The following is a 24,888-nucleotide window of genomic DNA, read 5'->3' as shown; positions in this document are numbered from 1 at the left end:
TTTGACCTGCATCACGGCCGGCTGTCAAAGCGCTCCATTCATCCGCGAATGACAGGGCAGCGCCACGATCCCGGACCGTGGCGCCTGCTCTTGACTGGGGAGCGATCTACTTCAACGGCTTGAGGCCGGCCTCGATCGAGGCGCGCTTCGGTTCGAGGAATGGCGGCAGGGCCAGGCTTTCGCCCAGCGTCTCCAGCGGCTCATCTGCGGTGAAGCCTGGCCCGTCCGTGGCGATCTCGAACAGGATGCCGTTCGGCTCGCGGAAATAGAGCGAGCGGAAGTAGTAGCGCTCGACCTCGCCGCTCGACGGCAGGCGGAATTCGCCCAGGCGGGCGGTCCATTGATGCAGCGTCTCCTGGTCCGGCGCCCTGAAGGCGACGTGGTGAACCGCGCCGGCGCCTTGCCTTGCCGGCGCCAGGCCGGGCTGCACGGCGACATGGAGCTCCGCCGCCGGCCCGCCCGCGCCCATTTCGAAGACGTGGACCTGGCCCTCGCCGTCCGGCGAGGCATAGTCACGGACCTTGCGCATGTTCATCACCCTGGTCAGCACCGCCTCGGTATTGGTGATGTCGGGGACGCTGATGACGATTGGCCCCAGCCCGCGAATCTGATGCTCGGCCGGTACCGGGCTTTGCGCCCAGGGGTGGCTGCCGCCCTTGCCGCCATCGCTGATCAGCCGCAGACGCTGGCCTTCAGGATCCTCGAAATCCAGGCCGGGGTAGCCGCCGATGTCGGCAATCTCTCCTGTCACGATGTTCTCAGCGGCCAGGTGCTGTTTCCACCAGGCTAGGCTCTCCTGGCTGCCGACCCTGAGGCTGGTCCGCGCGATGCTGTGGGTGCCGCGTCGTTCGCGGCCCACCGGCCAGTCGAAGAAGGTGAGGTCGGTGCCCGGTGTTGCCTCACCGTCGGCATAGAAGAGGTGGTAGGCCGACGTATCGTCCTGGTTCACTGTCTTCTTGACCAACCGCAGGCCCAGCACCTTCGTGTAGAAGTGAAGATTGCCAGGTGCATTGGCGGTGATGGCGGTCAGATGGTGGATTCCTGTCAGTTGCAGGCTCATGGTCGTCTCCCTGTTTTTGGGGAAGAATTTTCTCCTGTCATATCAGAACTGCGATGCCATCGCTGAAGGCCTTGTATCCCGACAGTCCGTCGTCATGGGTTGGACAATAGCGCCTTGATAAGCACTCATACAGTGAACAATCCTCCTTCCCGTGTGCTGGTCCGAGGTTGCGGTTCGAGGACGGCCTGCCGAGGATCTGTACCAAGCGGAACTATCGCCGCGAACCCTGCCATCCTCCTGACAGACTGCTGTCAGGAGGGATGTGCGATACTGCCTTTAGTCAGAGAGAGGAGAATAGCCATGAACGGTTTCACCATTCTGCGCGGCATGCAGCACTATGTCGGCAAGGTTCGCACGATGCGCAACGAGATCCGCACGCAGCGTTTCATGAATGCACTGCCCGCGGACATCCGCAAGGATATCGGCTGGCCGGATATGTATGCGGAACGTCGCTCCCCCGGCAATTGAGGCGAATTTTTCGACGTCGATATTGGACGTGGACGCGCCAATGCCCAGATATCAATGCATGTCGCCCAAAAGTGGCCCCCGTTTTTGGGGGCACGACATGCATGAAAACAGAGCTACGGCGCGCCGAGGGATGGAGCGAGCTTATGCCCAATCAGAAGACAATCGGTTTCCTTTTCATCGAGGGGTTTGCCGACTGGGAATATGGGTTGCTTGCGGCCTCGGCGGTTGAATGGTTCGGCGCCCGCGCCGTGTCGCTGACCCCCGAAGGCAGGCCGGTGACCGGCATCAGCGGTTTTCGGCTGACGCCTGACCGCTCGGCCGGCGTTGAAGAGAATGCCGATCTCGATGCTGTCGCCGTCATCGGTTCCGATCAGTGGGCGGGCAAGGCGCCGCCGGATGTCGCCGAACTGCTCAACGCCGTCGCAACGCGCGGCGGCGTGGTTGGCGGTATCTGCGCCGGCACGCTGGCGCTGGCCCGGGCCGGCATGTTCGAGGAAGCCAAGCATACCAGCAATGGCCGTGACTGGATCAACGGCCATGAAGCCGGCTATGCCGGCGACAGCAACTATCAGGACGTGCCGCATGCCGTCGCCGACGGCAAGATCGTGTCCGCGCCGGGATCGGCGCCTGGCACCTTTGCCCTTGCCTTTTTGAAGACGCTCTATCCTGAAAGAAGCAGCGATCTCGCTCAGATGCGAACGCTGTTCGCCAGGGAATATGCTGAAGCCTCCTGACAGTATGCTGTCAGGAGGCGCGTGCGATGGTGGGACAATGCGCAAGGCCGGCCGAGAGGACGATCGATGAAAAGCTGGAACGACAGGCTGAACACGCCTGGCATCAACGGCGTGAAACCGACGCCGCGCACGATGGGTGACGTGGTCGAAGGCCAACCGATGTTGGTGCCGACCGCTCGCCAAGTAGACGATTTCATCCGCTCGATCCCGAAAGGCGTCGAGATGGATATCCGTGCGTTGCGCACCGCCCTTGCCATCGAAAACGGCGCCGAAGTGACATGTCCGGTCACTGTCGGCTATCATCTGCGCACGGTTGCCGAAGCCGCCAAGGAAGACCTCGAGCGCGGCATGATGCTGAGCGACATCGCTCCCTTCTGGCGCGTGCTCGATGCCAAGACGCCGACAACGAAGAAACTGTCCTTTGGCGCGGAGTTCGTTGCCGCGCAGCGCAAGCGCGAAGGACTGAAGCCGTAATGCATGTCATCTGCAAGTGGATCCGGTCTGGGAGCCACGGCATGCATAGGAGAACCACTGGGGAAGCAAACGATGCGCCGCGCCGACAGGCTCTTTCAGATCGTGCAGCATCTGCGGGGTGGCCGTCTGGTCACCGCCCAGAAGCTTGGCACGTGGCTCGAGGTTTCCGAGCGAACAATCTACCGCGACATAGCCGACCTGCAGTCGACCGGGGTGCCGATCGACGGCGAGGCCGGTGTTGGCTACATGATGAGGGAGGGGTTCGACCTTCCGCCGCTGATGTTCACGCGTGACGAGATCGTGGCGCTGGTTGCCGGCGCGCGCATGGTGCGCGCCTTTGGCGGCGCCGCCATGGCACGCGCCGCCGACGAGGCGCTGGTCAAGATCGGCGCCGTGCTGCCCGATGCCGAGAAGGACCGCATCGCCCGCACCGAGATCCACACGCCGATGTGGGTGGTCAGCGACGCCGCCCGCGAGGCGATCGACCTGATCGAGCGTGCGGTCGAGAAGCGCCAGGTGCTGACCATCGACTACTCGGACGAGGCCGGCCGCGGCACCGCGCGCGACATCAGGCCGCTCGGCCTCTGGTTCTGGGGCAAGGTGTGGACGCTGGTCGCCTGGTGCGAGATGCGCGACGACTTCCGCGCCTTCCGCATTGACCGCATCGCCTCGGTGGTGATCGCCGGCCGCATCTTCAAGCCGGAGCGCGGCAAGCAGCTTGCCGACTTCTACCGGGCGGTAGAGCGCAGCGAGGATTACGGCATGGCGCCTGACCGCGTGGCGCGAAGCTGAGATCGCCCAATAAAAAAGCCCGCTCGAAGCGGGCTTTTTTGGTCTGTCGAAACCCTTATTCGTCGTCCGTGTCCTCGTTCTTCGACTTCAGCGCCGAGAGCTTGGCGAACACGGCATTGGCGTCGAGTTCGGCATCCTCGTCCTTCGGCTTTTCGGGAGCCGGCACCAGCCGCTCGGTCAGGGCGGCGGGCAGCAGCGTGTCGCCGACCGGCTGCGCCTGCTCGCGGCCGCGTGAGGCGCGGTTGACTTCCATGTCAAGGTCGATCTGCGAGGCAAGACCCAGCGTCACCGGATCCATCGGCTGCAGATTGGCCGAGTTCCAGTGCTTGCGTTCGCGGATCTGCTCGATCGTCGACTTGGTGGTGCCGACGAGACGCGAAATCTGCGCGTCCTTGAGTTCGGGATGGTTGCGCACCAGCCAAAGGATGGCGTTCGGCCGGTCCTGGCGCTTCGACAGGGGCGTGTAGCGCGGTCCCTTGCGCTTGGATTCCGGCACACGCACCTTGGGGTCGGAAAGCTTCAGCCGCTGGTTCGGATCCTTCTCGGCGCGCGCGATCTCGTCGCGGGTCAGCTGACCGGTCATGATCGGGTCCATGCCCTTGATGCCTTGTGCTGATTCGCCGTCGGCGATCGCCTTGACCTCGAGCGGATGCAGCCCGCAGAACTGCGCGATCTGCTCAAAGGAGAGCGCGGTGTTGTCGACCAGCCAGACGGCGGTCGCCTTGGGCATCAGCAGCGTATTGGCCATTTTAAAAATCCTTCTCGTTCGCCCGCGTTCCCGCGCGGGCGGTGGTTTAGAGCCACCAAAATGGGAAATTCGCGGCCTGTATAACCGTTCCCTTGCCGTTTCGCAATGTTTTTGGGAAGGCCAGCAAATGGCGCGACAGCTAAGGATTGACTGGCCTGGCGTCGCCCTTCGGCTGTACGGCAATGGACGGCGCATCGGGCGGAGGGCCTGAAGCCTTTGGCTTGGGCTGATCGGCGACGGTGTATCTGGCGCCTGCGGGCCGCTCGGCTTCAGATTGACCGAGACCGGACGCACCTATCTCAAGCGGATTTTCGCCAAGACCGGCACACGACAGCAAAGCGAACTCGTGGCCCTGCTCAAGAGCACCGAGCCGCTGCGACGCCGGTAGTCGATCGAGCTCTTGGGCCGAAGATAAAAGCCGTGATCATGGCGCCGAGAAACGGTCAACGCCCTTGAGAAGCGCCACAAGCTGGCTTTGTTGGCGTGTACCGGTCTTGGCGAAAATCCGTTCGAGATACGTTCGCGCGCTTTTGACGGTGATCTTCGACGTGGCCGCCGCGTCTTTCAGCGCAATGCCTTGCGAGAGTGCCGAGGCTAGACGCGCCTCGGCCGGCGTCAGATCGAATAGGCCGGTGAGCAGGGTCGGTGATGGGACCATTGAACTGGCGCTCAGCGCCGTCGCAGCCATTAAGATATCGCCGCCCGAAAAGATATCGTGAGCGGAGCGATGCAGCGGCAACAGGTGAATGATGAGCGGTGGCCGTCCCTCTTGCGCCTGCAACGGGATTGACCGGACGGAAAATTCCCCATGGCCAACCATCGCCCCGACGCATTTCTGGAACAGAAGATCAGCATCCGAGTCGCCGATCATCATGCGGCCAAGAGCAGCAGGACGGAAAATAGCCGGCATCGCTTCCAGGAGCGGATTGGCTACCAGAACCCTGCCCGCCGAGGACAGGACGGCAGCCGGCAATCCCATTGTCTCCATGGCCGAGACAGTACCACGGGCACGTTCCAGCCCAAGCCTTGATGCTACCAGACCGGCGCGAGCAAGATGCGGTCGCAAGGCATTCAAGCGCGCCATGTCCTCCCCGGAAGGACGATCATTGTGACGCCATCGTTCGGTCGAAAACAGCGCCATCTCACCTGTCGGCATGAAGACGAAAGAGCCGACCTGCCCGCCGATCCCCAGCGGTCGGGTTCGTTCGAGACGCAGATGGTTGCTCTCCAGTGCTTCCGGAGGAAAGTAATCGGCGTCGTAGATAAAGGCCGAAGGCGGCGTCATCGAAAACATGAGTTGCACCTCCTCGCTCTTCTGCCAGCCATTGGCAGCGTCGAAGGCCTCAAGCACTGGCGCAATCAGATCGGTCGCAATGAATTTCGGCGGGACGCGATCGCGGAACAGGACGAGCGAGGCGGCGGCCGAATGGGAGACCGTGCTCAGTTGGTCCAGCACGCCGGGCCATAGCTCGGGTACAAAGGCGGCTTCGTAGATACGATCGGTCAGTTCGACGATCATTCCTGCTCGCGCATGTTTATCTGGGGTAATTCCGCGCTCTTGAGCAGCGCGACGAGCTGGCTTTGCTGGCCGGTCCCTGTCTTGGCGAATATTCGCTCCAGATACGTCCGGGCGGTCTTCACCGTGATGTTCGAATTGGCGGCGGCGTCGACCAGGATTTTCCCTTGCGAGAGGGATGCGGCCAGACGCGCTTCGGCAGGCGTCAGATCGAAAAGCCCGGCAAGCAAGCTTGGCGAGGGGACCGTGGAACTGGCGCTCAACGCCGTTGCCGCGACCAGAATGTCCGCGCCGGAGAAAATCTCGTGCGCGGCGCGGCGCAACGGCAAGAGGTGGAGGATCAGAGGCTGCCGGCCGGCGGCGGCCGGGATCGGGATCGATCGGACCGGCGGTTCGACTTCGCTGCGTGCCGCGACGATGGCCTGCTGAAACAGCCGGTTGGCATCGGCATCCCCGATAGCCATGCCGCCAAGGGCCACTGGAAGAAAGACGGACGACATCGCTTCCAGCAACGGATTGGCGGTAAGCACCCGCCCACTCGAGGAGAGGACCGCCGCCGGCAAGCCGATGGCGGTCATGGCCGCGACAGTCCCCCTGGCTTTTTCGAGGCCGAGCCGCGCGGCGACCAGGCTTGCTCTTGCCATGGCCGGCCTGAGATTGTCGAGCACATCGAAGCCGCTGCGGTCGTAATTGCCTTCGCCCAGCCTACGCTGAAACACGAAGATCGCCAGTTCGCCACTTGGCATCGGAATGGCGGTACACGTATGGGCGCCGATACCGAGCGCACGCAGGCGTTTACGGACCGGATCATTCTCGATTTCCTCGGCCGTCAGGAAGCTTTCGACATCGACGAAGCTCGCCGGTTGAACCGCGCACATGCGCGAAACCGCTGTCGAAAACTGCAGAGTGTCTCCGACGAGAAACTCGCTTAGCAGGTCTTGCAACAACGGGACCGTTCTTCCGCGCACCGGCTGCTCGTCGGCGAAAAGGAAAACGGCGCCCCCCACCGACGTGGAAGCAGCATTTATGCCCTCCAGCACGTCCGGCCACAGATCCGGCACGAAAGCAGCTTCGTAGATCTTGTCGGTAAGATCATCCAACATCGAGCGTGGAAGCCTTCTTCGGCGTTGTGGCTTGCCGGCCGGACCACCACGCCCTCACGCAGCAACCGATCCCCTTCTGTCAAGATGGCATGCTGAAAACTGAGGTCAAGCCTGCCCAGCGCCTGATAGAGGTCTAACGGCGGCTTATACACTTGCCCCAAAAGACAAAACCCGCTGGACGGGGTCCAGCGGGTTCGGAACCGGAGACGGGAAGCGTCTGCGACGGCTCTGCTTCTCGGCACGTGCACGGCCTTGCGGCCGGGTCGTGCTTGAAATCAGATCGCCTGGCGGGCGATCCGTTCGATGTCGGCGCGGTTGATACCGAGATCGCTGAGCTGACGCGCGTTGAGACGGTTCAGTTCGCGCACGGTCTCGTTGTACATGCGCCAGTTACGGAAAGCGCGGATCGGGTTCATGATGGTCCTCCTGATGGGGTGTTCGTTTCGATACTGCACAGATAGTGATCATCGATGAGGACTTGAACGGCCGATTTTGCATAGCAATGATGCAAATGCTGCATTGCACCATTAAGCTTCTGTTCATCTTGTAGGCACTGACACCCACGCCGGGACGTGTCGGGATTCAGGTCAGGCCGAGCCGAGAATGGTGAGTTCCGAGAACCGGAGCGGAGCGTACTTAAAGTACGTGAACACCGGAAGCGCAGGAAGCCGCCATTCGCAGGCCGGGCTCACCTGAATATCGATACGTCCTAGCCGACGTCGAGCACGATCTTGCCGATATGTTCGCCCTCCTCCATCCGCTCATGCGCGCGCCAGGCATCCGTGAGGGGGTAGATCATGTCCATGACCGGAGCGACCTTGCGCGTACCGAGCAGCGGCCAGACCTGCGCTTCCAGCGCCGCCGCGATTGCCGCCTTGAACTCGACGGTGCGCGGCCTCAGCGTCGAACCCGTATGTGTCAGCCGCTTGACCATGATCTTGGAAAAGTCGGCTGTGGCAACAGCGCCCGCCTGCACCGCGATCTGGACGATGCGGCCCTCGATCGCCGCCGCCTCGTAGTTTCGTTGGACATAGTCGCCGCCAACCATATCGAGGATGACATTGGCACCCTTGCCGTCCGTCGCCTCTTTCACCGCCTTGACGAAATCCTCCTCGCGATAATTGATCGCGCGGTCGGCGCCGAGCCTCAGGCAGGCGTCGCATTTCTCCTTGGAGCCGGCGGTGGTGATGACATAGGCGCCGAAGGCCGAAGCCAGTTGGATCGCCGTCGTGCCGATGCCGGACGAGCCGCCATGCACCAGCAGCGTCTCACCCGTCTTCAGGCCGCCGCGCTCGAACACATTGTGCCAGACGGTAAAATAGTTCTCCGGCACGGCTGCTGCTTCCGTGTGAGTGAACCCGGCCGGCAGAGGCAGCACGCTGCCCGTGTGAACCTTGACATATTCGGCATAACCACCGCCGGGGGTGAGCGCGCAGACCCGTTCGCCGATGCGCCAGCGCGATACCTCGTCGCCAAGCGCGGCCACTTCGCCCGAGACCTCGAGGCCCGGCAGGTCCGATGCGCCGGGCGGTGGCGGATAGGCCCCCTTGCGCTGCTGCACGTCGGGCCGGTTGACGCCGGCGGCATGCACCTTGATCAGGATCTCGCCGGGACCAGGCTGGGGCACGTCGCGGGTTTCCGGTTTCAGCACCCGTGGACCGCCTGGCTCCGAGATCGCGATCGCTGTCATCCTTGCCGGAATCTTCTGTCCGTTCGCCATGAACTTTCCCATCTTCCTCGCCGCGTTCTTACCGGCTGTTTGCATCGACACCCTTGCCCTATGTATGCTCATTGCCAAATCAGGCAAATGGCCAATCTGGTCTGGCGGAGGAGGAGCAACCATGGCGATCTTCGACGACGAACCCAAGAAGAAGGCGCGTCCGCACGAGATCGGGCAGGACCTGTCGCTGCTCTCGGTTGGCGAGTTGTCGGAGCGCATCGGCATCCTGCGCGACGAAATCGCCCGGCTGGAGGCCGAACTCAAGGCCAAGGACAACACCAAATCGGCCGCCGAGGCGCTGTTCCGCCGCGGATAGGCGACGAGCGCAACGGCCCGCCGCCGAAAAGCCCGAATGCGACTGTCTTCAGACCTTGTGTCCCTCCCAGAGTCCAGCCGGATCAAAAAATGCTCGCATCCTACAGGCCGATCCTCTCCCTGCTTCGCGGCACTGCCTTCCTGCTGGCGGCATCGGGCCTGCATGGGCTGCTGTTGCCCTTGCGCGGCCAGGTGGAAGGGTTTTCGACAGCCTCGCTTGGCCTGATGGGCACGGCCTGGGCCGGCGGCTTCGTCACCGGCTGCTTTTTTGCGCCGCGCATCGTGCGCCGCGCCGGGCATGTACGCGCTTTCGGCGCCTTTGCCGCGTCCGGTGCCATTGTGGCGCTGCTCACCGGCCTGGTCATCGACGAATATGTCTGGATCCTGCTGCGCGCCTTCACCGGCTTCACCATGGCCGGCGCCTTCATGGTCATTGAAAGCTGGCTGAACGAGAAAGCCACAAACGAGAACCGCGGCACCGTCTTCGGCCTCTATATGATGGTCACCTATGCCTCGATCATGGGAGGCCAGATGATCGTCGCCGGCGGCGATGTGAAATCGGCATCGCTGTTCATGATCACCGGCATCCTGTTCTGCCTGTCGCTGATCCCGACCGCGGTTTCGACGGCCTCGCACCCCAAACCGCTGCAGGACGTCAAACTCGACGTCAAGGGGCTCTACGCCAACTCGCCGGTGTCGGCGATCGCCTGCCTGCTGATCGGCATCGCCAACGGCGCCTGGGGAACGCTTGGTGCTGTCTACGGCGCCCGCATTGGTATTTCCACCGCCGAGATCGCCTTGATGATGAGCCTTGTGGTCGTCGCCGGCGCCGCCATGCAACTGCCGGCCGGGCGTCTGTCCGACAAGACCGACCGGCGTTTCGTGCTGGCCGGAGCCGCTTTCGGCGCGGCGCTGTTTGCACTCATGATCTTCCTGTTCGAACCCCGCTCAGCCGTCTTCGTCATCGTCTTCACCGCTGCCTACGGCGCTTTCGCCTACACGCTCTATTCGATCGCCGTGGCGCATGCCAACGACCACGCCCGTGCGGAGGATTTCGTCAAGGTATCGGGCGGACTGCTGTTGCTTTACGGCTTCGGCACCATGATCGGCCCGTTGCTGGCAGCCGCGCTGATGGGCTGGATGCGCCCTGAGGGCCTGTTCCTGGCGACCGCCTTCGCGCATCTGTCGCTGGCCGGCTACACGCTGCTGCGCATCAGCCGCCGCGCTCCGGTGCCGATCGGCGATCGCGATGCGTTCAAGACGCAACCGGCCGACCGCTCGGTGACCCCTGAAGCATTGCGGCTTGATCCAAGAAGAAAAGAAGAAACAGACAGTTGAGATTTGAAAAACTTTGCCTCACAAATGAGGCATGATGTTTTCCGACGCCTTCATGGCGATCGCCGACCCCAATCGGCGCCATCTTCTGGAAGAACTTCGACGCGGTCCGAAGACCGTCAACGAATTGGCGGCCGGGCTGCCAGTGTCGCGCCCAGCGGTTTCACAGCATCTGAAAGTCTTGCTCGACGCCGGACTGGTCAACGCCAAGGCCGAAGGCACGCGGCGTGTCTATACGGTAAGCAACGCTGGCTTCCTGAAGCTCAACATCTGGCTCGATCAATTCTGGGAGGCCTGATCCAGCGCCCTCAACCTTCGACAACGCCCCGATGGTCAGGTCTGTACATGCAGGAATGCACCAAGCGCGTCGAGCAGTTCGCCCGTTCCATGCTCACGCGTGGCCGGCGTGTCGTGGCCATCGAGGAAGGCCCCCTGCTCCGTCATCACAAGCCGCGTGCCGCCGCTTTCCGCCATGAGCTCGATCGTCGCCAGTGACACCGAGACGCGGGTTTCACCGAACAGCAGTTCATAGCTGTAGACGATGCGGCTGTCCGGCACGATGTCCTGATAGACCGCGTTGAAGAAATGCATCTGCCCATCGCTCGGGCAGCCGGCATTGGTTTCCCTGCCGCCAACGCGGAAGTCCATTTCGTGCCGGCTGGACATCGGGTCGTGGGGATCGACGAACCATCGCCGCTTGGCATCAGAATTGCTGAGCGCGAAGAAGACTCTTGCAGGTGCCGCCGGATAGAAGCGCTCGACGACAAAGGTGGAGTGGACGACGGATCGTTGGTTCACTCAAGCCTCCTTCATGTTTCGCCGGTGGTTTCGGCGAGAAAATCGCCAAGCCGGTCCAGCCTGCGTTCCCAGGCGTTGCGCCGCTCGTTGATCCAGTGCTCGGCCGCTCTCAATGCCTTCGGCTCGATCTGGCAGGTGCGCACCCGTCCCAGTTTTTGCGAGCGCACCAGGCCACTCGCCTCCAGCACGTTGAGATGCTGGACGACGGCCGACAGCGACATCGCCAGCGGCTCGGCCAGTTGGCTGACCGAGGCGGGGCCACGCGACAGCCGGTCGACCATCTGCCGTCGCGCCGGATCGGCAAGCGCCTGGAACATCAGGTCGAGCTGGGCGGGATCGTGCAGCATCCCGGTCAGCCATTATTGTAGGGAAAGAACTTGAAGTAGGGCTGCGCCTCCTCGATCACCCTGGCGAAGGCAGGGCGCCGCAGCAGCCGGTCGTGATAGCGCTTCACGGCCGGATATTTGTCGCCGAACGGCTCGACCTTGTTGGCATAGAAGAGTGCTGGAGATGCCGCGCAATCGGCCAGGCTGAAGGCATCGCCCACCGCCCAGCTCCGCGACTGCATCTCCTGTTCGATGATGGCGTAGGAGGTGCGTAGCTGGCCCCGCGCCTGCTCGACACCGAACGGATCGGTCTTGTCCTGCGGACGCAACCGGTCGCCGACGATCTTCTGCATCGGCTCCTGCACATAGAAATCATAGAAGCGGTCAGCCTGGCGGACGGCCAGCGCCGGGTCGACGTCGGCGGGAACGAGTTCGACCGGCCCCGGATAATGCGCGGCCAGATATTCGACGACGATGGTCGATTCCAATACCGTGCGGCCGCGCGCATCGTCGCGCAGCGCCGGCATCTTGCCGGTCGGCGATATCTTGAGGAAGGCCGCGCGCGATTGCTCGTCGCCGAGATCCACGATGACCGGGTTGAAGGCGGTGCCGTTCTCGTAGAGCGCGATCAGCGGCTTCCAGCAGAAGGAGGCCAGGGGATGGAAATGCAGCGTCAGGGACATTCTTTGCTCGCCTGTTTCTGGTTCGTCGGCGGGGCGGGAACCGCATGTCCTGCCGGGTCAATACTGAAGCATTTACTTCACTATTGTGCCGCGCCTTGCCCGTCAAGCCCGGCATATCAGGTCCCCTGGTTGGACCTGATATGCATAATGATGGCGGCCGATATCGCCGGCCAGTCCTGAGGATGCAATTCATGGCCGCCGCCGTCGACGCGAAGGAATTTCGCGCCGGCGACCGCCTCGGCCAGCGCCTCGCCATGTTCGATCGGAAAAATGGGATCGGCGGTACCATGGATGACCAGCAGCGGGGCTTGCATCTCGTGCAGGCGGCCCTTCCACTCGGCGCTACCCTTGAGCGAGAAATGATTGGTCGCGCTCAGGAACCCGCCGGATCGGTCGTAATCCTGTTCGATGAAGGCTCTCATCCCGGGCTCGTCGAATGGATGGGCGATGCTGGCGATCGCGCGCGCATCCCTGACCATGAAGTCGATCACCTGGCGGCGATCCGTCCAGTCGACGTCGGCGCCCTCGGCCGAATGCTCGATATAGGCGTCGCTCATCCCTGGCAGATGCGAGGTGTCCATCGCCATCGGCGAGCTGCTGATCACGGTAAGCGATGCAACACGGGAGGGGTGCCTGAGCGCCACGAGTTGCGCGATCATGCCGCCCATCGACATGCCGGCGACATGGGCCTTGCCGATGCCATGACTGTCGAGCACGCCAATCGCATCGTCCGCCATGTCGTCGAATGTGTAGGGCGGCTCGCCAGGCGGATATTTGGTCGAGCGACCGGTGTCGCGATTGTCGTAGCGGATCACGTACAGCCCGGCATCCGCCAACTCCCGGCAAAATGCCACCGGCCACCACAGCATCGAAGCCATCGCGCCCATGATCAACAGCAGCGGAGGACTTTCGGGATCGCCGAAGGTTTCGGACAGGATCAGGGGACGGTCGATAGTCGCCATTGCATGGTCTCCCGAACTGATTGCATTTTGCAATCAGTTGCACTGTAATGAAACTGATACGATAATGCAACTGGTTTTATGGAGAGAATCGAATGAGCCTCGATCGCCGATCCGGCTGCCCGATCAACCTGTCGCTGGAAGTGTTCGGCGACCGCTGGAGCCTGATCATCCTGCGTGACATGATTTTCGGCGGCAGGCGTCATTTTCGCGAGCTGCTCAACGGATCGATGGAAGGCATTGCCTCAAACATCCTCGCCGACCGGTTGAAGCGGCTTATGGAGCTCGGCATGCTGACCAAGGCCGACGATCCCTCGCACAAACAGAAGGCAATCTATAGCCTCACCGAGATGGCCATCACGCTGGTGCCGATCCTGGCCCATCTTGGCGCCTGGGGCCGGGTCTGGCTGCCGACCAGCGAGGAACTCTCGATCCGCGCTGAGCTCCTGGAAAAGGGCGGACCGCCATTGTGGGAGAAATTCATGGACGAGTTGCGCCATGAGCATCTCGGCACGCCGCTCGATCCGGCGACTGGCCCTTCTGTCCGCGCGACCCTGCAGGCCGCCTATGAAGCCGTGGTCGCCGGCAAGGCTCTCGGTACCAGCCCGGCCGCGTGACCAACTATTTTCCCCGCTAAGTGGCCGGCTCTGCTAGAAGAAGCGGAAACCACAATTCACGGGATTGGATAAGGTCTTGGTTGAGAACTCTCGGGATGCCGCCCGCGCGCGCGCCGATCTGCGCTTCAAGAAGCAGGAAGAGGCGGCAACCGTCCGCCAGAAAGCGATGGCGGAATACGCCGCGGAGAGTGATGCCCGCAAAGCCAAGACCGACAAGCTGCGGGCGCTGCGGCTCGCCAAGGAAGCCGAAGACCTCGCCAACGCGCCGGCAGTGCCAGCCAAGAAGCCTGCGCGCGCCAAGAAGAAATAGCGCCGCTCTCCAGCGAACCGACACTGCTCGGATACATCAGTTCGACGGCACCATTCGGACAGCCCCGGCCTTCATCCCATCGCTTCGCGAGAAGCAATTTCAACCGAAACCGGGATTGCTTCGTGCGACCGGCCGCCGATCATTGTCCTTTTCAAACAGGAGATTGCCATGACCGCACTGCCGCTCGAAAAAGCCCGTCAAATCATCGATGCCGCCTTCGCCAAGGGTGCCGATCTCAAGCTCAAGCCGCTGGGTGTCTCAGTGCTCGACGCCGGCGGCCATCTGGTCGCCTTCCAGCGCCAGGACGGCGCCTCGTTCCTGCGCCCGCAAATGTCGGCGGGCAAGGCCTATGGCGCACTGGCCATCGGCATGGGCTCACGTAAGGTCGAGGCCTTCGCCAAGGAACGGCCCCATCTGGTCGCCGGCATTTCCGATGTGTCGGGCGGACGCGTACTGCCTGTGGTCGGCGGCGTGCTGATCCGCGACAAGGCCGGCACCATCATCGGCGCCGTCGGCATTTCCGGCGACACCTCGGACAATGACGAGGCAGCGGCCATCGCCGGCATCGAAGCAGCCGGCTTTACCGCCGACCCAGGCTAAGGGCCGGAGACCCGACGGACGTTCCGCCAACTGTCGGCACAAGCGCCCGTCAAACCTCCGCTGAAGGACCTAGTTCAGGTTGATGTCCCGGCTCGCCGACCGCATCGACACCGCGAACCCGGCCAGCACATCGAACAGCGCGATGATCATCAGCGTGAAGAAGATGGAATGCGCCGCGCCCTTGACCAGCAGGAACTCGACCAGGAAGGCGACGAAGACCAGCGTCGACAGAAGGTGGTCCATGATCGAAGCGCCGGTCGTGCGCGCCGCCTTCACCATTTCGAGGAACAGGAAGATCAGCCCGAGCAGCACCATCAGGTCGCCAAGCGTCATCGAGAAAATCCCACCCGACATCATGCGGAATGAGAAGATCTCGCTCGCCCATGGATCGTCGCCGCCGCCGAATATACCCAGCAGGCCGAGATTGTAGAGAATGAAAGGCACGATCAAAAGCGGGACGGCACCGAACATCTGGCGTCTCCATAGGGGGCACCTTCTGTAGAATGCGCCGCAGGCACGCCGTCAAGATTTTTCGTGCGCAGCCGCAAACACGGTCGAAGACCGGATGCAACAACCATGTCAGCCGGTTGCCCGGCTGACATGGAGCAAACGAGAGATAAAAGGCTCAGCGCTTGAAGTAGCCAGCACGCACGGCGGCACCGATGACGTTGAGGATGATATGGCCGGCCGTCATCGAGGTGATCTCGTTGATATCGCGCGCCGGCGCGATCTCGACGATATCCATGCCGACGAGACGACCCTTGCCGACCAGCCCTTTGATCAGGTCGATCGTCTGGCGGTAGCTGATGCCGCCCGGCTGCGGGCCCTCCACCGCCGGCATGACCGCAGGGTCAAGTCCGTCGGCGTCGATGGTAAGGTAGTAGCGGCCGCCATCCGGAATGCGCTTGAGCAGCGCGGCGGTGCCGATATCCTGCCATTCGTTGGTGGTGATGATGTTGGCGCCGTAGGCGCGGGCAGCCTCCACTTCCTCGGTGCGCGCACTGCCCTGGCCACGAATGCCGACCTGGAAGATATCCTTGACATGCGCCATCTCCGAGGCCCGCCGGATGGTGCTGGAATAGCCTTCCTTGACGCCGTTGACATTGTCGCGCCAGTCGAGATGGGCATCGAGCTGCACCAGCGTGATCGGGCCTTCGCCGTCGAGCGCCCGGAAGATCGGAATCGGAATGCCGTGGTCACCGCCGATGGTGATCGGCAGTGCGCCGGCGGCAAGGATCTTGCGGATCGCCGCCTCGGCCCTGCCGTAGTGCCCGACATGATCGGCGGCATTGCCCGGCACGTCACCGACATCGACCACCTTGATGTCTTGGCCGGCGAAGACCGGCCCGCCAATATCGAAATCATAGCGGTCGAGCGCCTGGCTGATGCGCTGCGAGGCGCGCCGCACCGCCGTCGGCGCGTTGGTCTGGTCGTTGATCAGCTCGTCGATCGTGTAGGGATCGCCATAGGGCATGCCGATGATGGCGACATCGGCCTTCAGAGTGTCGAGATCCTCGACCAGCGGGAAATTCAGGAATGTCTGGAAGACATCGCGCGGCGCGGTGGTGAGTTTGGACATGGGGTCTCCTCTGTGTTGAAAGGCTTTTTGGATCAGGCGCCACGGCGGGCCGCGAGATGGGGCTGCAGCTTGTGCTCCAGGCTGCGCGAGATTGCCGCGACAAGGGCGGTCAGCCCCCAATACAGCAATGCGATGGCGGTGAAGATCTCCACCGGCGAGAAGGTGCGGCCGATGATGTTCTGGGCCATGTAGGTGAGTTCTGGCACGGTGATCGCCGACAGGATCGCCGATTCCTTGATCAATGTGATGGTGAGGTTGGTGGCCGCCGGCAGGATATAGCCGAGCACCTGCGGCACCAGGATCTTGCGGAAGATGGTGAGGTAGCGCAGGCCCAGCGCATAGCCGGCCTCGACCTGGCCATATGAGATGGACTGGATCGCTCCCCTGATGATCTCGGCGGAATAGGCGCTGGCATAGGCCGACAGCGCACCGATCGAAACCACCACCGGCGAGAGCCGGATGCCGAACATCGGCAAGGCGTAGAACAGAAGGAAAATCTGGATCAGGAACGGGATGTTGCGGAAGATCTCGACATAGGCCGACACGATTGCCCCCGGCAGCCGTCCGCCCCTCAGCCTCACCAGCGCCAGCAAGATGCCGAGTGCGAAGCCGAATGGCAGCGACACGGCGCACATCAGCACCGTATTGCCAAAGCCCTTGGCCAGGATCTGCCAGTTGTCAGCGATGACGGCGAAATCGAACGTCATGCGCGCGCGCCTTCCGCCTTGCGCTCCAGATGCCGGGTCAAAAGGCTGCAGGAAAACAGCACGATGAAATACAGCACCGCCGCGATGCAGAACGCCTCGACCGGCCGGTAGGTAACGTTCATGATGTTCTGCGCGGTGCGGGTCAGCTCGACCACGGCGATCACCGACAGGATGGACGAGGCCTTCACCAGCATGGTGAACTCGTTGACCATCGGCGGGATGATGGCCCTGAACAGCTGCGGCATGATGATCTTGAACCAGGTCACCACGGGCTTCAGGCCGAGCGCCTTGGCCGCTTCATACTGGCCGGCCGGAATGCGCGTCAGCCCGGCGCGCAGGATCTCGGCGACGAAGGCCGCGCTGTTGAAGCTGAGCGCCAGCACGCCCGCCAGAAGCGGCGGCAGATCGATACCGACCAGCCCCGGCAGCACGTAATAGACGACGAAGATCTGCACGATCAACGGCGTGCCACGTATGAAGCTGGTGTAGAGCGCACCGATCCAGCGAACCAGGCGCCAGCGCGACCGGCCGCAGGCCAGCAGGCCGAAGCCGATCAGCGTGCCGGCCAGGAACCCCAGTGCTGAGACGCCGAGCGTGATGCCGGCGCCTGTCAGGAATTGCGGCAGGAAGGTCAGTGTTTTTGAAAAATGGAACATTTTTCAGCTCGAACGGAGAAGCACTGTCCGTCGTCGGCGCGGGCGATAGCTGCGGCAGCGCATCGCCCACGCCACGCCAGACAAGTTCAGGAGAAACGGTTCAGAGCGCGCCGGGCGGCAGATAGCCCTGGTCTGGCGTCTTCATCTCGAAGCCGAACCATTTCAGCTGCAGCTCCTTCAGCTTGCCGCTGTCCTTCAGCTCGCCGATCTTGGTGTTGATGAATTCGCGCAGATCCTTGTCCTCCGGCCGAACGACCCAGGACAGGTAGGAGAATTCGCCGATCGAGCCGACGACCTTGTAGGTGTCGGGAACGTTCTTCATCAGCACCGCCGCCGAAGGCGAGGCAATGACAATGGCATCGACCTGGCCGGAAGCGAGAGCAACGTGGGTCTCGGGGAAGGAGGTGAACAGCTTCAGTTCGCCGACACCCTTGCCGCCCTTGTCCTTGAGTTCCTTGTCATAGGCTTCGATGATCGGCTGCACGGACGAGGCAAGCTGCGTCGCCACCACCATGCCGTTGATGTCTTCCGGCTTCTTGATGCGCTCCTCATCGGCGCGCACCACGATGACATTCTCGAACGAGCCCGTCGGCCTCGTGTAGGCATATTTCGCCGCCCGCTCGGCATTGATGCCGGTCGAGGTGGCCATCAGGTCGAACTTCTTCGCCAGCAGGCCCGGCAGCAGCCCTTGGAACGGCAGGTTGAGCTGGTCGAGCTTCACGCCGAGCTGGCTCACCACATAGTCGAGAATATCCTTGTTGTAGCCGACGATCTGGCCGTCGCGGACGAACTCGAACGGCTCGAAGGCGGCCTCGGTACCGACCACGATGGTGCCGCGCTGCTTGATCTGGTCGACAAGCCCGTCGGCATGAGCGGCGGATGCGAAGGACAGGAAGAGCGGCGCGGCGGCGAGCAGAGACAGGACGCGGCGGCGCGATGCGGAAAGGAACTCACCCATTGTTACCCTCTTTTTTCTTCGGTTTTGCTGCGCTGGTAGGCCCGGCCGGAGTGCTTGAACACGCGGCCGATCATGTAGCTCTCGGAATCCTTGATCCCGGGAACGTTCGCCAGTTCGCTGACCAGGAAGTCATGCAAGCTGGTCGTTGATGGCAAAGTGAGTTGGATGATGATGTCGAACGGCCCGGTCATGGCGTAGACGCTGTCGACGAACGAATATTCCGACAGTTTCCGGGCGACGCTGATGATGTGCTCGCGATCGACATCGAACCCGACGATGGCGGCAATGCCGACATCGCTGCGCAGGGGGCGCACGACCGCCTGGATGCAGATATCCGGATCCTCGAGCACGCGCGCCATCTTCCGCCGCACCGTCGCTTCGGTGACGCCGATGCGCTTGGCGATATCGACGCTCGACATCCGCCCGTCGACCTTGAGTTGGGAAAGCACCGCCTGTTCGGTGTCGTCGAGATCACTCGTGCTGACGAAATCCCACATGTAATTCCCCACTGATGTCGATTTCCGACTATTATTTTGAAAATTGCATAAGAAACCGTCATTGACAATCCCACCCATGCCGAAAAACATCGAAAGAAGGCCTGTCGATGGACGGATGAGATGCTGGAAGCTGGGCCTGGTGTTGAGGGAAGTCGCGTCGATGGACGTCAGCCAGGGAGGGTCGCGCGGCGCGCGGGTGTCCGACGCGCTTGGGCACAGCCCCCGTCGGAGACAGCCTCAAGAGCTTGTCGGTATCCTGGAGTGGGGACGGTGGCCCGGGCGTCGACCTTGCTTGTTAAGTTCCGCCAAACGCAAAAAGACCGGCCAGAGGCCGGTCCTTTGTAACTCAAACCTTCAAAAAGAGCTGGTATCAGCTTTCCTTGGGGGTCAGCACCTGGCGACCGCGATACATGCCGGTCTTCAGGTCGATATGGTGCGGGCGGCGCATCTCGCCGGAATTCTTGTCCTCGACATAGGTCGGGGCCTTGAGGGCGTCGGCCGAGCGGCGCATGCCGCGCTTGGACGGAGAGGTTTTGCGTTTCGGAACGGCCATGGATATGCTCCACTACATGGTCAAAAGCCCCGCCCGCCCTCGTGAAAGGGCCATGTCGGGGCCTAAATCTGAGAAAGTTGGGTGCCTATACACGCCTGACACTGTTTTGGCCAGCACTACAGTGAATTTTTTTGAGCCGGCCAGGCTGGGGCGTATTGAGGTTCAGGTCAAGCCGGCATCACCTGAACATCGATATACCCTACTCGAGACAGCCGACATACGCGCCAGAGCGGCCAGCCCTGCGCTCGATCAGATTGGCGAGCCGTCTCAAACCCGGCCCGGGCTTCGCCGGATTGCGGGCGATCGGATTGGGCAGCGTGACGGCCAGAAGCGCCGCCTGCCGTCTGGACAGCTGTTTTGCCGGAATGCCGAAATGGTGCTGCGCCGCCGCCTCGATGCCATAGATGCCGGGGCCCCATTCGGCGATGTTGAGGTAGATCTCCATGATCCGCCGTTTCGACATCACCGCGTCGAAATAGACGGCCAGCGGCAGTTCGACGACCTTGCGCACCGAACCCAGCGGCCTCGACCACAGGAACAGGTTCTTCACCGTCTGCATGGTGATGGTCGAGGCGCCGCGCGTCGCCTCGCCGGCCAGCGCATCGTCGACGACCCCTCTGAGTTCGCCGAGATCGACGCCGCGGTGGAAGCAGAACTGCCCGTCCTCCGACATGATGACGGAATGGGCCAGCACCGGCGCGACATCGTCGATCGACACCCAGCGCCGGTCATAGCCGGAGAAGGTCGCCAGATCCTTCAGCATCAACGTCGACACCGGATGCACGAAGGACGGCAGGTAAAGAAAGGTCAGCACTGTCGGGATCAGCGCCAGCACGGCGGCCGCGATGAGGCCGCGCCGGACCCAGCGCCTGAGACTGCGGCGGTTCACGCCGCGCGATCTCGTCGCCATGTCCAGCTTTTCGGTTTCATGATCGACGATCGGTTCCGCCAAGCCGCCCAACCCGTGCCAGAGAGATCGTTTTGAAACTCGCTCCCGTGCATCATATGACGGTGTTTTCGAGAACCGGACCGGAGCGTACATTCGAGTACGCAAGCACCGGAAGCGCGGAAAACGCCTTCAGATGACCGCAGGAGGAGAGTTTCCAAACGGGCTCTTACTGCTCCGGCATAATGGCGCTTGCCTTCTTGCGCAACGTCTGAGTGTCGGCTACCGCTCCCGGCCATGACGAATGACGACGAAATGGCGTTCGAAATGGCGCTTATCCGGCGGGCAGCCGCCATCGAGGTGCTGCTGCGGCGGTTGCTCGACGACCGTCCGCTTTCGGGCGAGATCGCGCGGCCCGATCGTCTGATGGCGGCGATGCGCCATGGCGTGCTGAACGGCGGCAAGCGCCTTCGTCCCTTCCTGGTCATGGAAAGTGCGGCCTTGTTTTCCGCCGATGGCGAGGCGGCGCAGCGCGTCGCCGCCGCACTCGAATGCGTGCATTGCTATTCGTTGATCCATGACGATTTGCCGGCGATGGACGACGATGATCTGCGCCGCGGCCAGCCGACCGTGCACAAGGCCTTCGACGAGGCGACCGCCATCCTGGCCGGCGACGCCTTGCTGACGCTGGCCTTCGACATCATCGCCGGTGAGGCGACCGTGTTGCCGGCCGAGCGGCGGGCCGCCCTGGTGCTGGCGCTTGCCCGCGCCGCCGGTGCCGGCGGCATGGTCGGCGGCCAGAAGCTCGACCTCGAAGCCGAACAGACGCCGCCCGACGAGACCGGTATCATAAGGCTGCAGGCGATGAAGACCGGCGCGCTGATCCGCTTCGCCTGCGAGGCGGGTGCCATCATCGCCGGCGCGCCGGCAGAGGATCGGGAACGGCTCGCCGAATTCGGCTCGGCGATCGGCCTCGCCTTCCAGCTTGCCGACGACCTGCTCGATTTGACGGCCGACGCCAGCCAGATGGGCAAGGCGACCGGCAAGGACGCCGCCGCCGGCAAGGCAACCCTGGTGGCGCTGCATGGTGTGCACTGGGCGCGCAGCCAGTTGCATGGCCTTGTTGGCCAGGCGCACGCGCTGCTCGACCCCTATGGCGACAAGGCGGCGCTGCTGAAGGAAGCCGCGACCTTCGTCGCGACGCGCAACAGCTGACGGCAGGTCCGATATCGGCGGCGTGGCGAGAGGCAAATGGGAGATCAGCTTCGATGTCGTCCAATCTGTTCGACCTCAGCGGGCGCCGGGCGCTCGTAACCGGCTCGTCGCAAGGCATCGGGCTCGCTCTGGCCAAGGGCTTGGCGCAAGCCGGCGCGAGCGTGATCCTCAACGGCCGTGACGCCGCGAAACTCGGCGCGGCGGCGGCGCAGATCCCTGGGGCGGAAACGCTCGCCTTCGACGCGACCGATCATGACGCGGTCCGCTCGGCGATTGACAATTTCGAACTGTCTGGCGGGCCGATCGACATATTGGTCAACAATGCCGGGATGCAGTTCCGCACGCCGCTTGAGGATTTCCCCGCCGATGCGTTCGAGCGCATGCTGCAGACCAATGTCGCCAGCGTCTTCCATGTCGGTCAGGCGGTCGCACGCCACATGATCAGGCGAGGCCGCGGCAAGATCATCAACATCGCCAGTGTGCAGACAGCACTCGCCCGCCCCGGCATCGCGCCCTACACGGCGACGAAAGGCGCGGTCGGCAACCTGACCAAGGGCATGGCGACCGACTGGGCCAAACACGGCCTGCAATGCAACGCCATCGCACCCGGCTATTTCGATACGCCGCTCAATGCGGCCCTCGTCGCCGATCCTGCCTTCAGCGCCTGGCTTGAGAAGCGCACGCCGGCCGGCCGCTGGGGCAAGGTCGAGGAACTGGTCGGGGCCTGCGTGTTCCTGGCCTCCGATGCCTCGTCCTTTGTCAACGGTCATATCCTTTATGTCGACGGCGGCATCACCGCATCGATCTGATCCGTCGCGACGCCCTATGCAAGAGCAATCGCGCCGTCCGCGCGAACGGAATCTTAATGTAAATGAAGCGTAATCCCGATCGTTAAAATAATGCGTATGTGTTGGGGTTGCGCATGCCGGAATATTCTTCCTTCATCCGGTCTGTCCGGATCCGCTACCTTTCAGGACTGCTGATTTTCGCGCTGGCTTCCATGGCCATCATGATTGCGCTCGACCGTGTCAATTCCTTCCGCCATGACATCGATGCGCTGAGCAGCAACCTCGTCGTCTTCACCCGCGACCTGCGCAACGCGACCAGCTTCGCCGAGACGACAGGGTCTGCCTGGCGCAACGAAACGCGCGATGCGCTGACCGCTTCGGCGCGTGACCATTCCGAACGCCTGACCCGCGAGATCGACACACTGACCGCCCAGCTCGCCGCGATACGTCCGCGCCTGTCGGCCAAGACCATCAACGAACTCGAAGCCTCTTCCGTCAACGGCGATCTGTTCTGGTCGCCGCGCGACATGGTGCGCAACCTCAACCTGATGTCGGTGGCGCAAAAAGCCGATGAATGGAGCTACCGGGAAATCCGCAACCAGAACGACCTGTTTGTCCAGCCGATGCTGGTGCGTGTCCGCACCGCGATGGATGACGAGCGCCATCTGGCCGACGCTTCCAGCGACCGGCTGCTGCTGTGGGCGAGCGGCCTGTTGTTCGGCGTCCTGGCCATCGTCGCCTTCTGGATCTTCCGGCCGATGGAGCAGGCGATCCGCCGCGCCTTTGCCCAATCGGCCGAATCCCTGTTCAAGGCCGAAGCCGCCGACCGCGCCAAGTCCGAATTCCTGGCCAATATGAGCCACGAGATCCGCACACCGATGAACGGCGTGCTCGGCATGGCCGAATTGCTGGCCAAGACCGAATTGACCGCGCGCCAGAAGACCTTCACCGACGTCATCGTCAAATCGGGCAATGCGCTGCTCACCATCATCAATGACATCCTCGATTTCTCCAAGATCAATGCCGGACAGCTCACCCTGGACCCTGCCCCGTTCCGTCTCTCCGAAGCGGTCGAGGATGTGGCGACGCTGGTTTCGGCACGTGTCGCCGAAAAGAACCTCGAACTGATCGTGCGCGTCGATCCGCGCCTGCCGGCCCATGTCGTCGGCGACGCCGGCCGGTTCCGGCAGATCGTCACCAATATGGTCGGCAATGCGGTGAAGTTCACCGAGAAGGGCCATGTGCTGATCGATGTCGGCGGCGAGACCGTCAACGATGTTGTCCACCTCAAGCTGCGCGTCGAGGATACCGGCATCGGCATCCCGGCCGAGAAACTGCAGAACGTGTTCGAGAAATTCGCCCAGGTCGACGGATCCTCGACCCGCCGTCACGAAGGCACCGGCCTGGGGCTTGCCATCGCCGCGCGCCTCGTCGACCTGATGGCCGGCAAGATCGGCGTCGAGAGCGAGATCGGGCGCGGTTCCGTCTTCTGGTTCGCGGTGCCGCTGCCCGTGCATCACGCCGAGGCGCGCGACGCGGTCGTGCCGGTCGACGTCACCGGCGCGCGCGTGCTGGTCATCGACGACAACCCGGTCAACCGCGAGATCCTGCTCGAGCAGCTCAGAAGCTGGAGCTTCGACTGCGCGGCAGCCGAAAGCGGCGCCGTGGGGCTCGCCTTCCTCGATCGCGCCTGCCAGTTGGGTGCCAGCGTCGACTGCATCATCCTCGACTACCAGATGCCCGGCATGAATGGCGCCGATGTCGCCCGAGCCATCGCCGCCGACAGCCGGCTGTCCGCCATCCCGATCGTTATCCTGACCTCCGTCGACCAGGTCGATTTCGGCAAGATGATCATCGAGTTCGGCATATCGGCGCATCTGACCAAGCCGGCACGCTCGGCGATCCTGCTCGGCACGGTCATCTCGGTTATCCAGAAGGCCCGCTCGCAGGCCGGCAAGGCGCATTTCGTTCGCGAGCCGGTCCAGACGCCGCAGGCGGCTCCGCCTGCCTTCACGGTGATCCGTGGCCCAGCCGTGCCGGCCATGACAGTATCGGAATCGACCACCACGCCGAACGGCCCGATCGACATCCTCATCGCCGAGGACAATGAGGTGAACCAACTGGTGTTCGGCCAGATCCTCAACGGGCTCGGTCTGAGCTATCGCATCGCCGGCAATGGCCGCACGGCGGTCGAGATGTACCGGTCGCTGCATCCGAAACTGATCCTGATGGACGTCTCGATGCCCGAGATGAACGGCTACGAGGCAACCCGCGCCATCCGGGCGATCGAGGCCGCGTCGGGCGGCCATATCCCGATCGTCGGCGTCACCGCGCACGCGCTGAAGGGCGATCGCGACAAATGTATCGAGGCCGGTATGGACGACTATCTGCCGAAGCCGGTCTCGCCAGACCGCCTCGGCGCCAAGATCGGCACATGGCTCAGCGAAACGGTGATGGCCAAGACGGCCTGAGGTGTATCCGGCTGGGCTGC

Annotated in this window: 30 protein-coding genes and 1 pseudogene; 13 read left to right on the top strand and 18 right to left on the bottom strand. The window is 62.9% G+C overall.

The features are described from left to right. Positions 1–106: 106 nt before the first annotated feature. Positions 107–1,060: a ring-cleaving dioxygenase gene (locus EB231_RS07210; protein WP_172348216.1), complete on the bottom strand. Its 954-nt coding sequence runs from the start codon at positions 1,058–1,060 to the stop codon at positions 107–109. 300 nt (positions 1,061–1,360) lie between these two features. Between EB231_RS07210 and EB231_RS07205 the strand changes: the two genes are divergently transcribed. The 4 genes from EB231_RS07205 to EB231_RS07190 all read left to right on the top strand — a co-directional run bounded on the left by EB231_RS07205 (position 1,361) and on the right by EB231_RS07190 (position 3,528). Then, positions 1,361–1,528 carry a hypothetical protein gene (locus tag EB231_RS07205; RefSeq protein ID WP_081295019.1) on the top strand — a complete coding sequence of 56 codons (168 nt, stop codon included), beginning with the start codon at positions 1,361–1,363 and terminating at the stop codon, positions 1,526–1,528. Between the two features lie 143 nt (positions 1,529–1,671). Further along, positions 1,672–2,262: a type 1 glutamine amidotransferase family protein gene (locus EB231_RS07200; protein ID WP_172348215.1), complete on the top strand. Its 591-nt coding sequence runs from the start codon at positions 1,672–1,674 to the stop codon at positions 2,260–2,262. Positions 2,263–2,328: 66 nt separating this feature from the next. Further along, positions 2,329–2,736, top strand: a complete 408-nt coding sequence (locus EB231_RS07195) for a hypothetical protein (protein ID WP_172348214.1) — start codon at positions 2,329–2,331, stop codon at positions 2,734–2,736. Positions 2,737–2,808: 72 nt separating this feature from the next. Beyond that, positions 2,809–3,528, top strand: coding sequence for a helix-turn-helix transcriptional regulator (locus EB231_RS07190; RefSeq protein ID WP_027041910.1), 720 nt, complete (start codon positions 2,809–2,811; stop codon positions 3,526–3,528). A gap of 55 nt (positions 3,529–3,583) precedes the next feature. Here the strand turns inward: EB231_RS07190 and EB231_RS07185 are convergent, their stop codons facing one another. From EB231_RS07185 to EB231_RS07165, 5 genes are all read right to left on the bottom strand, one after another. Further along, positions 3,584–4,276 (bottom strand): DUF1013 domain-containing protein, encoded by a 693-nt coding sequence (locus EB231_RS07185; protein ID WP_032931999.1) that lies wholly within the window; start codon positions 4,274–4,276, stop codon positions 3,584–3,586. 424 nt (positions 4,277–4,700) lie between these two features. Further along, on the bottom strand, positions 4,701–5,795 hold the full coding sequence (locus EB231_RS07180; RefSeq protein ID WP_172348213.1) for a helix-turn-helix transcriptional regulator: 1,095 nt from the start codon (positions 5,793–5,795) through the stop codon (positions 4,701–4,703). Then, complete coding sequence (locus EB231_RS07175; protein WP_172348212.1) at positions 5,792–6,895, bottom strand: helix-turn-helix transcriptional regulator; 1,104 nt, start codon at positions 6,893–6,895, stop codon at positions 5,792–5,794. The genes EB231_RS07180 and EB231_RS07175 overlap by 4 nt, the downstream gene beginning before the upstream one ends. 275 nt (positions 6,896–7,170) lie before the next feature. Beyond that, entirely contained in the window at positions 7,171–7,311 is a 141-nt protein-coding gene (locus EB231_RS07170; protein ID WP_064987068.1) for a DUF1127 domain-containing protein, read from the bottom strand. Between the two features lie 293 nt (positions 7,312–7,604). Then, positions 7,605–8,615, bottom strand: coding sequence for an NAD(P)H-quinone oxidoreductase (locus EB231_RS07165; protein ID WP_172348211.1), 1,011 nt, complete (start codon positions 8,613–8,615; stop codon positions 7,605–7,607). 121 nt (positions 8,616–8,736) lie between these two features. Between EB231_RS07165 and EB231_RS07160 the strand changes: the two genes are divergently transcribed. The 3 genes and pseudogenes from EB231_RS07160 (at position 8,737) to EB231_RS07150 (ending at position 10,563) form a co-directional block, all read left to right on the top strand. Beyond that, a complete protein-coding gene (locus tag EB231_RS07160) occupies positions 8,737–8,931 on the top strand; it encodes a DUF1192 domain-containing protein (protein ID WP_027047479.1) in 195 nt (64 codons plus the stop codon). Positions 8,932–9,008: 77 nt separating this feature from the next. Continuing rightward, a pseudogene (locus EB231_RS07155) lies at positions 9,009–10,268 on the top strand (MFS transporter); the annotation flags it as partial. A gap of 31 nt (positions 10,269–10,299) precedes the next feature. Next, positions 10,300–10,563, top strand: a complete 264-nt coding sequence (locus tag EB231_RS07150; protein WP_027031521.1) for an ArsR/SmtB family transcription factor — start codon at positions 10,300–10,302, stop codon at positions 10,561–10,563. Between the two features lie 35 nt (positions 10,564–10,598). On the opposite strand, the gene EB231_RS07145 is transcribed toward EB231_RS07150, so the two are convergent. From EB231_RS07145 to EB231_RS07130, 4 genes are all read right to left on the bottom strand, one after another. Then, entirely contained in the window at positions 10,599–11,063 is a 465-nt protein-coding gene (locus tag EB231_RS07145) for an SRPBCC family protein (protein ID WP_172348209.1), read from the bottom strand. Positions 11,064–11,074: 11 nt separating this feature from the next. After that, positions 11,075–11,410 (bottom strand): ArsR/SmtB family transcription factor, encoded by a 336-nt coding sequence (locus EB231_RS07140; RefSeq protein ID WP_172348208.1) that lies wholly within the window; start codon positions 11,408–11,410, stop codon positions 11,075–11,077. Between the two features lie 5 nt (positions 11,411–11,415). Beyond that, positions 11,416–12,072: a glutathione S-transferase family protein gene (locus EB231_RS07135; protein ID WP_172348207.1), complete on the bottom strand. Its 657-nt coding sequence runs from the start codon at positions 12,070–12,072 to the stop codon at positions 11,416–11,418. Positions 12,073–12,188: 116 nt separating this feature from the next. Then, positions 12,189–13,034 (bottom strand): alpha/beta fold hydrolase, encoded by an 846-nt coding sequence (locus EB231_RS07130; RefSeq protein WP_172348206.1) that lies wholly within the window; start codon positions 13,032–13,034, stop codon positions 12,189–12,191. Positions 13,035–13,126: 92 nt separating this feature from the next. Here EB231_RS07130 and EB231_RS07125 point away from each other — a divergent pair, with 92 nt between their 5' ends. The 3 genes from EB231_RS07125 to EB231_RS07115 all read left to right on the top strand — a co-directional run bounded on the left by EB231_RS07125 (position 13,127) and on the right by EB231_RS07115 (position 14,558). Beyond that, the gene (locus EB231_RS07125) at positions 13,127–13,648 is read left to right on the top strand and encodes a winged helix-turn-helix transcriptional regulator (protein ID WP_172348205.1); all 522 of its coding nucleotides are present in this window, start codon (positions 13,127–13,129) and stop codon (positions 13,646–13,648) included. Between the two features lie 76 nt (positions 13,649–13,724). Further along, complete coding sequence (locus EB231_RS07120) at positions 13,725–13,958, top strand: hypothetical protein (RefSeq protein ID WP_056576497.1); 234 nt, start codon at positions 13,725–13,727, stop codon at positions 13,956–13,958. 168 nt (positions 13,959–14,126) lie between these two features. After that, positions 14,127–14,558 (top strand): GlcG/HbpS family heme-binding protein, encoded by a 432-nt coding sequence (locus EB231_RS07115; RefSeq protein ID WP_172348204.1) that lies wholly within the window; start codon positions 14,127–14,129, stop codon positions 14,556–14,558. 69 nt (positions 14,559–14,627) lie between these two features. Here EB231_RS07115 and EB231_RS07110 read toward each other — a convergent pair whose 3' ends face one another. From EB231_RS07110 to EB231_RS07075, 8 genes are all read right to left on the bottom strand, one after another. Beyond that, on the bottom strand, positions 14,628–15,029 hold the full coding sequence (locus tag EB231_RS07110; protein WP_172348203.1) for a hypothetical protein: 402 nt from the start codon (positions 15,027–15,029) through the stop codon (positions 14,628–14,630). Positions 15,030–15,183: 154 nt separating this feature from the next. Beyond that, positions 15,184–16,137 (bottom strand): agmatinase, encoded by a 954-nt coding sequence (locus EB231_RS07105; protein ID WP_172348202.1) that lies wholly within the window; start codon positions 16,135–16,137, stop codon positions 15,184–15,186. Between the two features lie 32 nt (positions 16,138–16,169). Next, the gene (locus EB231_RS07100; RefSeq protein WP_172348201.1) at positions 16,170–16,844 is read right to left on the bottom strand and encodes an amino acid ABC transporter permease; all 675 of its coding nucleotides are present in this window, start codon (positions 16,842–16,844) and stop codon (positions 16,170–16,172) included. Further along, a complete protein-coding gene (locus EB231_RS07095; RefSeq protein ID WP_172348200.1) occupies positions 16,841–17,500 on the bottom strand; it encodes an amino acid ABC transporter permease in 660 nt (219 codons plus the stop codon). The genes EB231_RS07100 and EB231_RS07095 overlap by 4 nt, the downstream gene beginning before the upstream one ends. Before the next feature lie 100 nt (positions 17,501–17,600). Then, positions 17,601–18,458 (bottom strand): transporter substrate-binding domain-containing protein, encoded by an 858-nt coding sequence (locus EB231_RS07090; protein WP_172348199.1) that lies wholly within the window; start codon positions 18,456–18,458, stop codon positions 17,601–17,603. A gap of 2 nt (positions 18,459–18,460) precedes the next feature. Further along, the gene (locus EB231_RS07085) at positions 18,461–18,955 is read right to left on the bottom strand and encodes an Lrp/AsnC family transcriptional regulator (protein ID WP_064989902.1); all 495 of its coding nucleotides are present in this window, start codon (positions 18,953–18,955) and stop codon (positions 18,461–18,463) included. Positions 18,956–19,325: 370 nt separating this feature from the next. Next, complete coding sequence (gene rpmF / locus EB231_RS07080; RefSeq protein ID WP_008834724.1) at positions 19,326–19,508, bottom strand: 50S ribosomal protein L32; 183 nt, start codon at positions 19,506–19,508, stop codon at positions 19,326–19,328. Between the two features lie 199 nt (positions 19,509–19,707). Beyond that, on the bottom strand, positions 19,708–20,469 hold the full coding sequence (locus EB231_RS07075; protein ID WP_172348198.1) for a biosynthetic peptidoglycan transglycosylase: 762 nt from the start codon (positions 20,467–20,469) through the stop codon (positions 19,708–19,710). 222 nt (positions 20,470–20,691) lie between these two features. Here EB231_RS07075 and EB231_RS07070 point away from each other — a divergent pair, with 222 nt between their 5' ends. The 3 genes from EB231_RS07070 (at position 20,692) to EB231_RS07060 (ending at position 24,868) form a co-directional block, all read left to right on the top strand. Further along, a complete protein-coding gene (locus EB231_RS07070) occupies positions 20,692–21,609 on the top strand; it encodes a polyprenyl synthetase family protein (RefSeq protein ID WP_172348197.1) in 918 nt (305 codons plus the stop codon). Between the two features lie 53 nt (positions 21,610–21,662). Further along, entirely contained in the window at positions 21,663–22,418 is a 756-nt protein-coding gene (locus EB231_RS07065; RefSeq protein WP_172348196.1) for an SDR family oxidoreductase, read from the top strand. 113 nt (positions 22,419–22,531) lie between these two features. Further along, positions 22,532–24,868 carry a response regulator gene (locus EB231_RS07060; RefSeq protein ID WP_172348195.1) on the top strand — a complete coding sequence of 779 codons (2,337 nt, stop codon included), beginning with the start codon at positions 22,532–22,534 and terminating at the stop codon, positions 24,866–24,868. Positions 24,869–24,888: the final 20 nt, after the last annotated feature.

It is taken from the genome of Mesorhizobium sp. NZP2298, assembly GCF_013170825.1.
Lineage (GTDB): Bacteria > Pseudomonadota > Alphaproteobacteria > Rhizobiales > Rhizobiaceae > Mesorhizobium.
This window is presented reverse-complemented; position numbering and strand designations above follow the sequence as displayed.

What these genes read in the sequence shown, in the direction of transcription:
- EB231_RS07210 (WP_172348216.1), bottom strand. Translation starts at nt 1,060, where the DNA reads ATGAGCCTGCAACTGACAGGAATCCACCATCTGACCGCCATCACCGCC.
- EB231_RS07205 (WP_081295019.1), top strand. Translation starts at nt 1,361, where the DNA reads ATGAACGGTTTCACCATTCTGCGCGGCATGCAGCACTATGTCGGCAAG.
- EB231_RS07200 (WP_172348215.1), top strand. Translation starts at nt 1,672, where the DNA reads ATGCCCAATCAGAAGACAATCGGTTTCCTTTTCATCGAGGGGTTTGCC.
- EB231_RS07195 (WP_172348214.1), top strand. Translation starts at nt 2,329, where the DNA reads ATGAAAAGCTGGAACGACAGGCTGAACACGCCTGGCATCAACGGCGTG.
- EB231_RS07190 (WP_027041910.1), top strand. Translation starts at nt 2,809, where the DNA reads ATGCGCCGCGCCGACAGGCTCTTTCAGATCGTGCAGCATCTGCGGGGT.
- EB231_RS07185 (WP_032931999.1), bottom strand. Translation starts at nt 4,276, where the DNA reads ATGGCCAATACGCTGCTGATGCCCAAGGCGACCGCCGTCTGGCTGGTC.
- EB231_RS07180 (WP_172348213.1), bottom strand. Translation starts at nt 5,795, where the DNA reads ATGATCGTCGAACTGACCGATCGTATCTACGAAGCCGCCTTTGTACCC.
- EB231_RS07175 (WP_172348212.1), bottom strand. Translation starts at nt 6,895, where the DNA reads ATGTTGGATGATCTTACCGACAAGATCTACGAAGCTGCTTTCGTGCCG.
- EB231_RS07170 (WP_064987068.1), bottom strand. Translation starts at nt 7,311, where the DNA reads ATGAACCCGATCCGCGCTTTCCGTAACTGGCGCATGTACAACGAGACC.
- EB231_RS07165 (WP_172348211.1), bottom strand. Translation starts at nt 8,615, where the DNA reads ATGGCGAACGGACAGAAGATTCCGGCAAGGATGACAGCGATCGCGATC.
- EB231_RS07160 (WP_027047479.1), top strand. Translation starts at nt 8,737, where the DNA reads ATGGCGATCTTCGACGACGAACCCAAGAAGAAGGCGCGTCCGCACGAG.
- EB231_RS07150 (WP_027031521.1), top strand. Translation starts at nt 10,300, where the DNA reads ATGATGTTTTCCGACGCCTTCATGGCGATCGCCGACCCCAATCGGCGC.
- EB231_RS07140 (WP_172348208.1), bottom strand. Translation starts at nt 11,410, where the DNA reads ATGCTGCACGATCCCGCCCAGCTCGACCTGATGTTCCAGGCGCTTGCC.
- EB231_RS07135 (WP_172348207.1), bottom strand. Translation starts at nt 12,072, where the DNA reads ATGTCCCTGACGCTGCATTTCCATCCCCTGGCCTCCTTCTGCTGGAAG.
- EB231_RS07130 (WP_172348206.1), bottom strand. Translation starts at nt 13,034, where the DNA reads ATGGCGACTATCGACCGTCCCCTGATCCTGTCCGAAACCTTCGGCGAT.
- EB231_RS07125 (WP_172348205.1), top strand. Translation starts at nt 13,127, where the DNA reads ATGAGCCTCGATCGCCGATCCGGCTGCCCGATCAACCTGTCGCTGGAA.
- EB231_RS07115 (WP_172348204.1), top strand. Translation starts at nt 14,127, where the DNA reads ATGACCGCACTGCCGCTCGAAAAAGCCCGTCAAATCATCGATGCCGCC.
- EB231_RS07110 (WP_172348203.1), bottom strand. Translation starts at nt 15,029, where the DNA reads ATGTTCGGTGCCGTCCCGCTTTTGATCGTGCCTTTCATTCTCTACAAT.
- EB231_RS07105 (WP_172348202.1), bottom strand. Translation starts at nt 16,137, where the DNA reads ATGTCCAAACTCACCACCGCGCCGCGCGATGTCTTCCAGACATTCCTG.
- EB231_RS07100 (WP_172348201.1), bottom strand. Translation starts at nt 16,844, where the DNA reads ATGACGTTCGATTTCGCCGTCATCGCTGACAACTGGCAGATCCTGGCC.
- EB231_RS07095 (WP_172348200.1), bottom strand. Translation starts at nt 17,500, where the DNA reads ATGTTCCATTTTTCAAAAACACTGACCTTCCTGCCGCAATTCCTGACA.
- EB231_RS07090 (WP_172348199.1), bottom strand. Translation starts at nt 18,458, where the DNA reads ATGGGTGAGTTCCTTTCCGCATCGCGCCGCCGCGTCCTGTCTCTGCTC.
- EB231_RS07085 (WP_064989902.1), bottom strand. Translation starts at nt 18,955, where the DNA reads ATGTGGGATTTCGTCAGCACGAGTGATCTCGACGACACCGAACAGGCG.
- rpmF (WP_008834724.1), bottom strand. Translation starts at nt 19,508, where the DNA reads ATGGCCGTTCCGAAACGCAAAACCTCTCCGTCCAAGCGCGGCATGCGC.
- EB231_RS07070 (WP_172348197.1), top strand. Translation starts at nt 20,692, where the DNA reads ATGACGAATGACGACGAAATGGCGTTCGAAATGGCGCTTATCCGGCGG.
- EB231_RS07065 (WP_172348196.1), top strand. Translation starts at nt 21,663, where the DNA reads ATGTCGTCCAATCTGTTCGACCTCAGCGGGCGCCGGGCGCTCGTAACC.
- EB231_RS07060 (WP_172348195.1), top strand. Translation starts at nt 22,532, where the DNA reads ATGCCGGAATATTCTTCCTTCATCCGGTCTGTCCGGATCCGCTACCTT.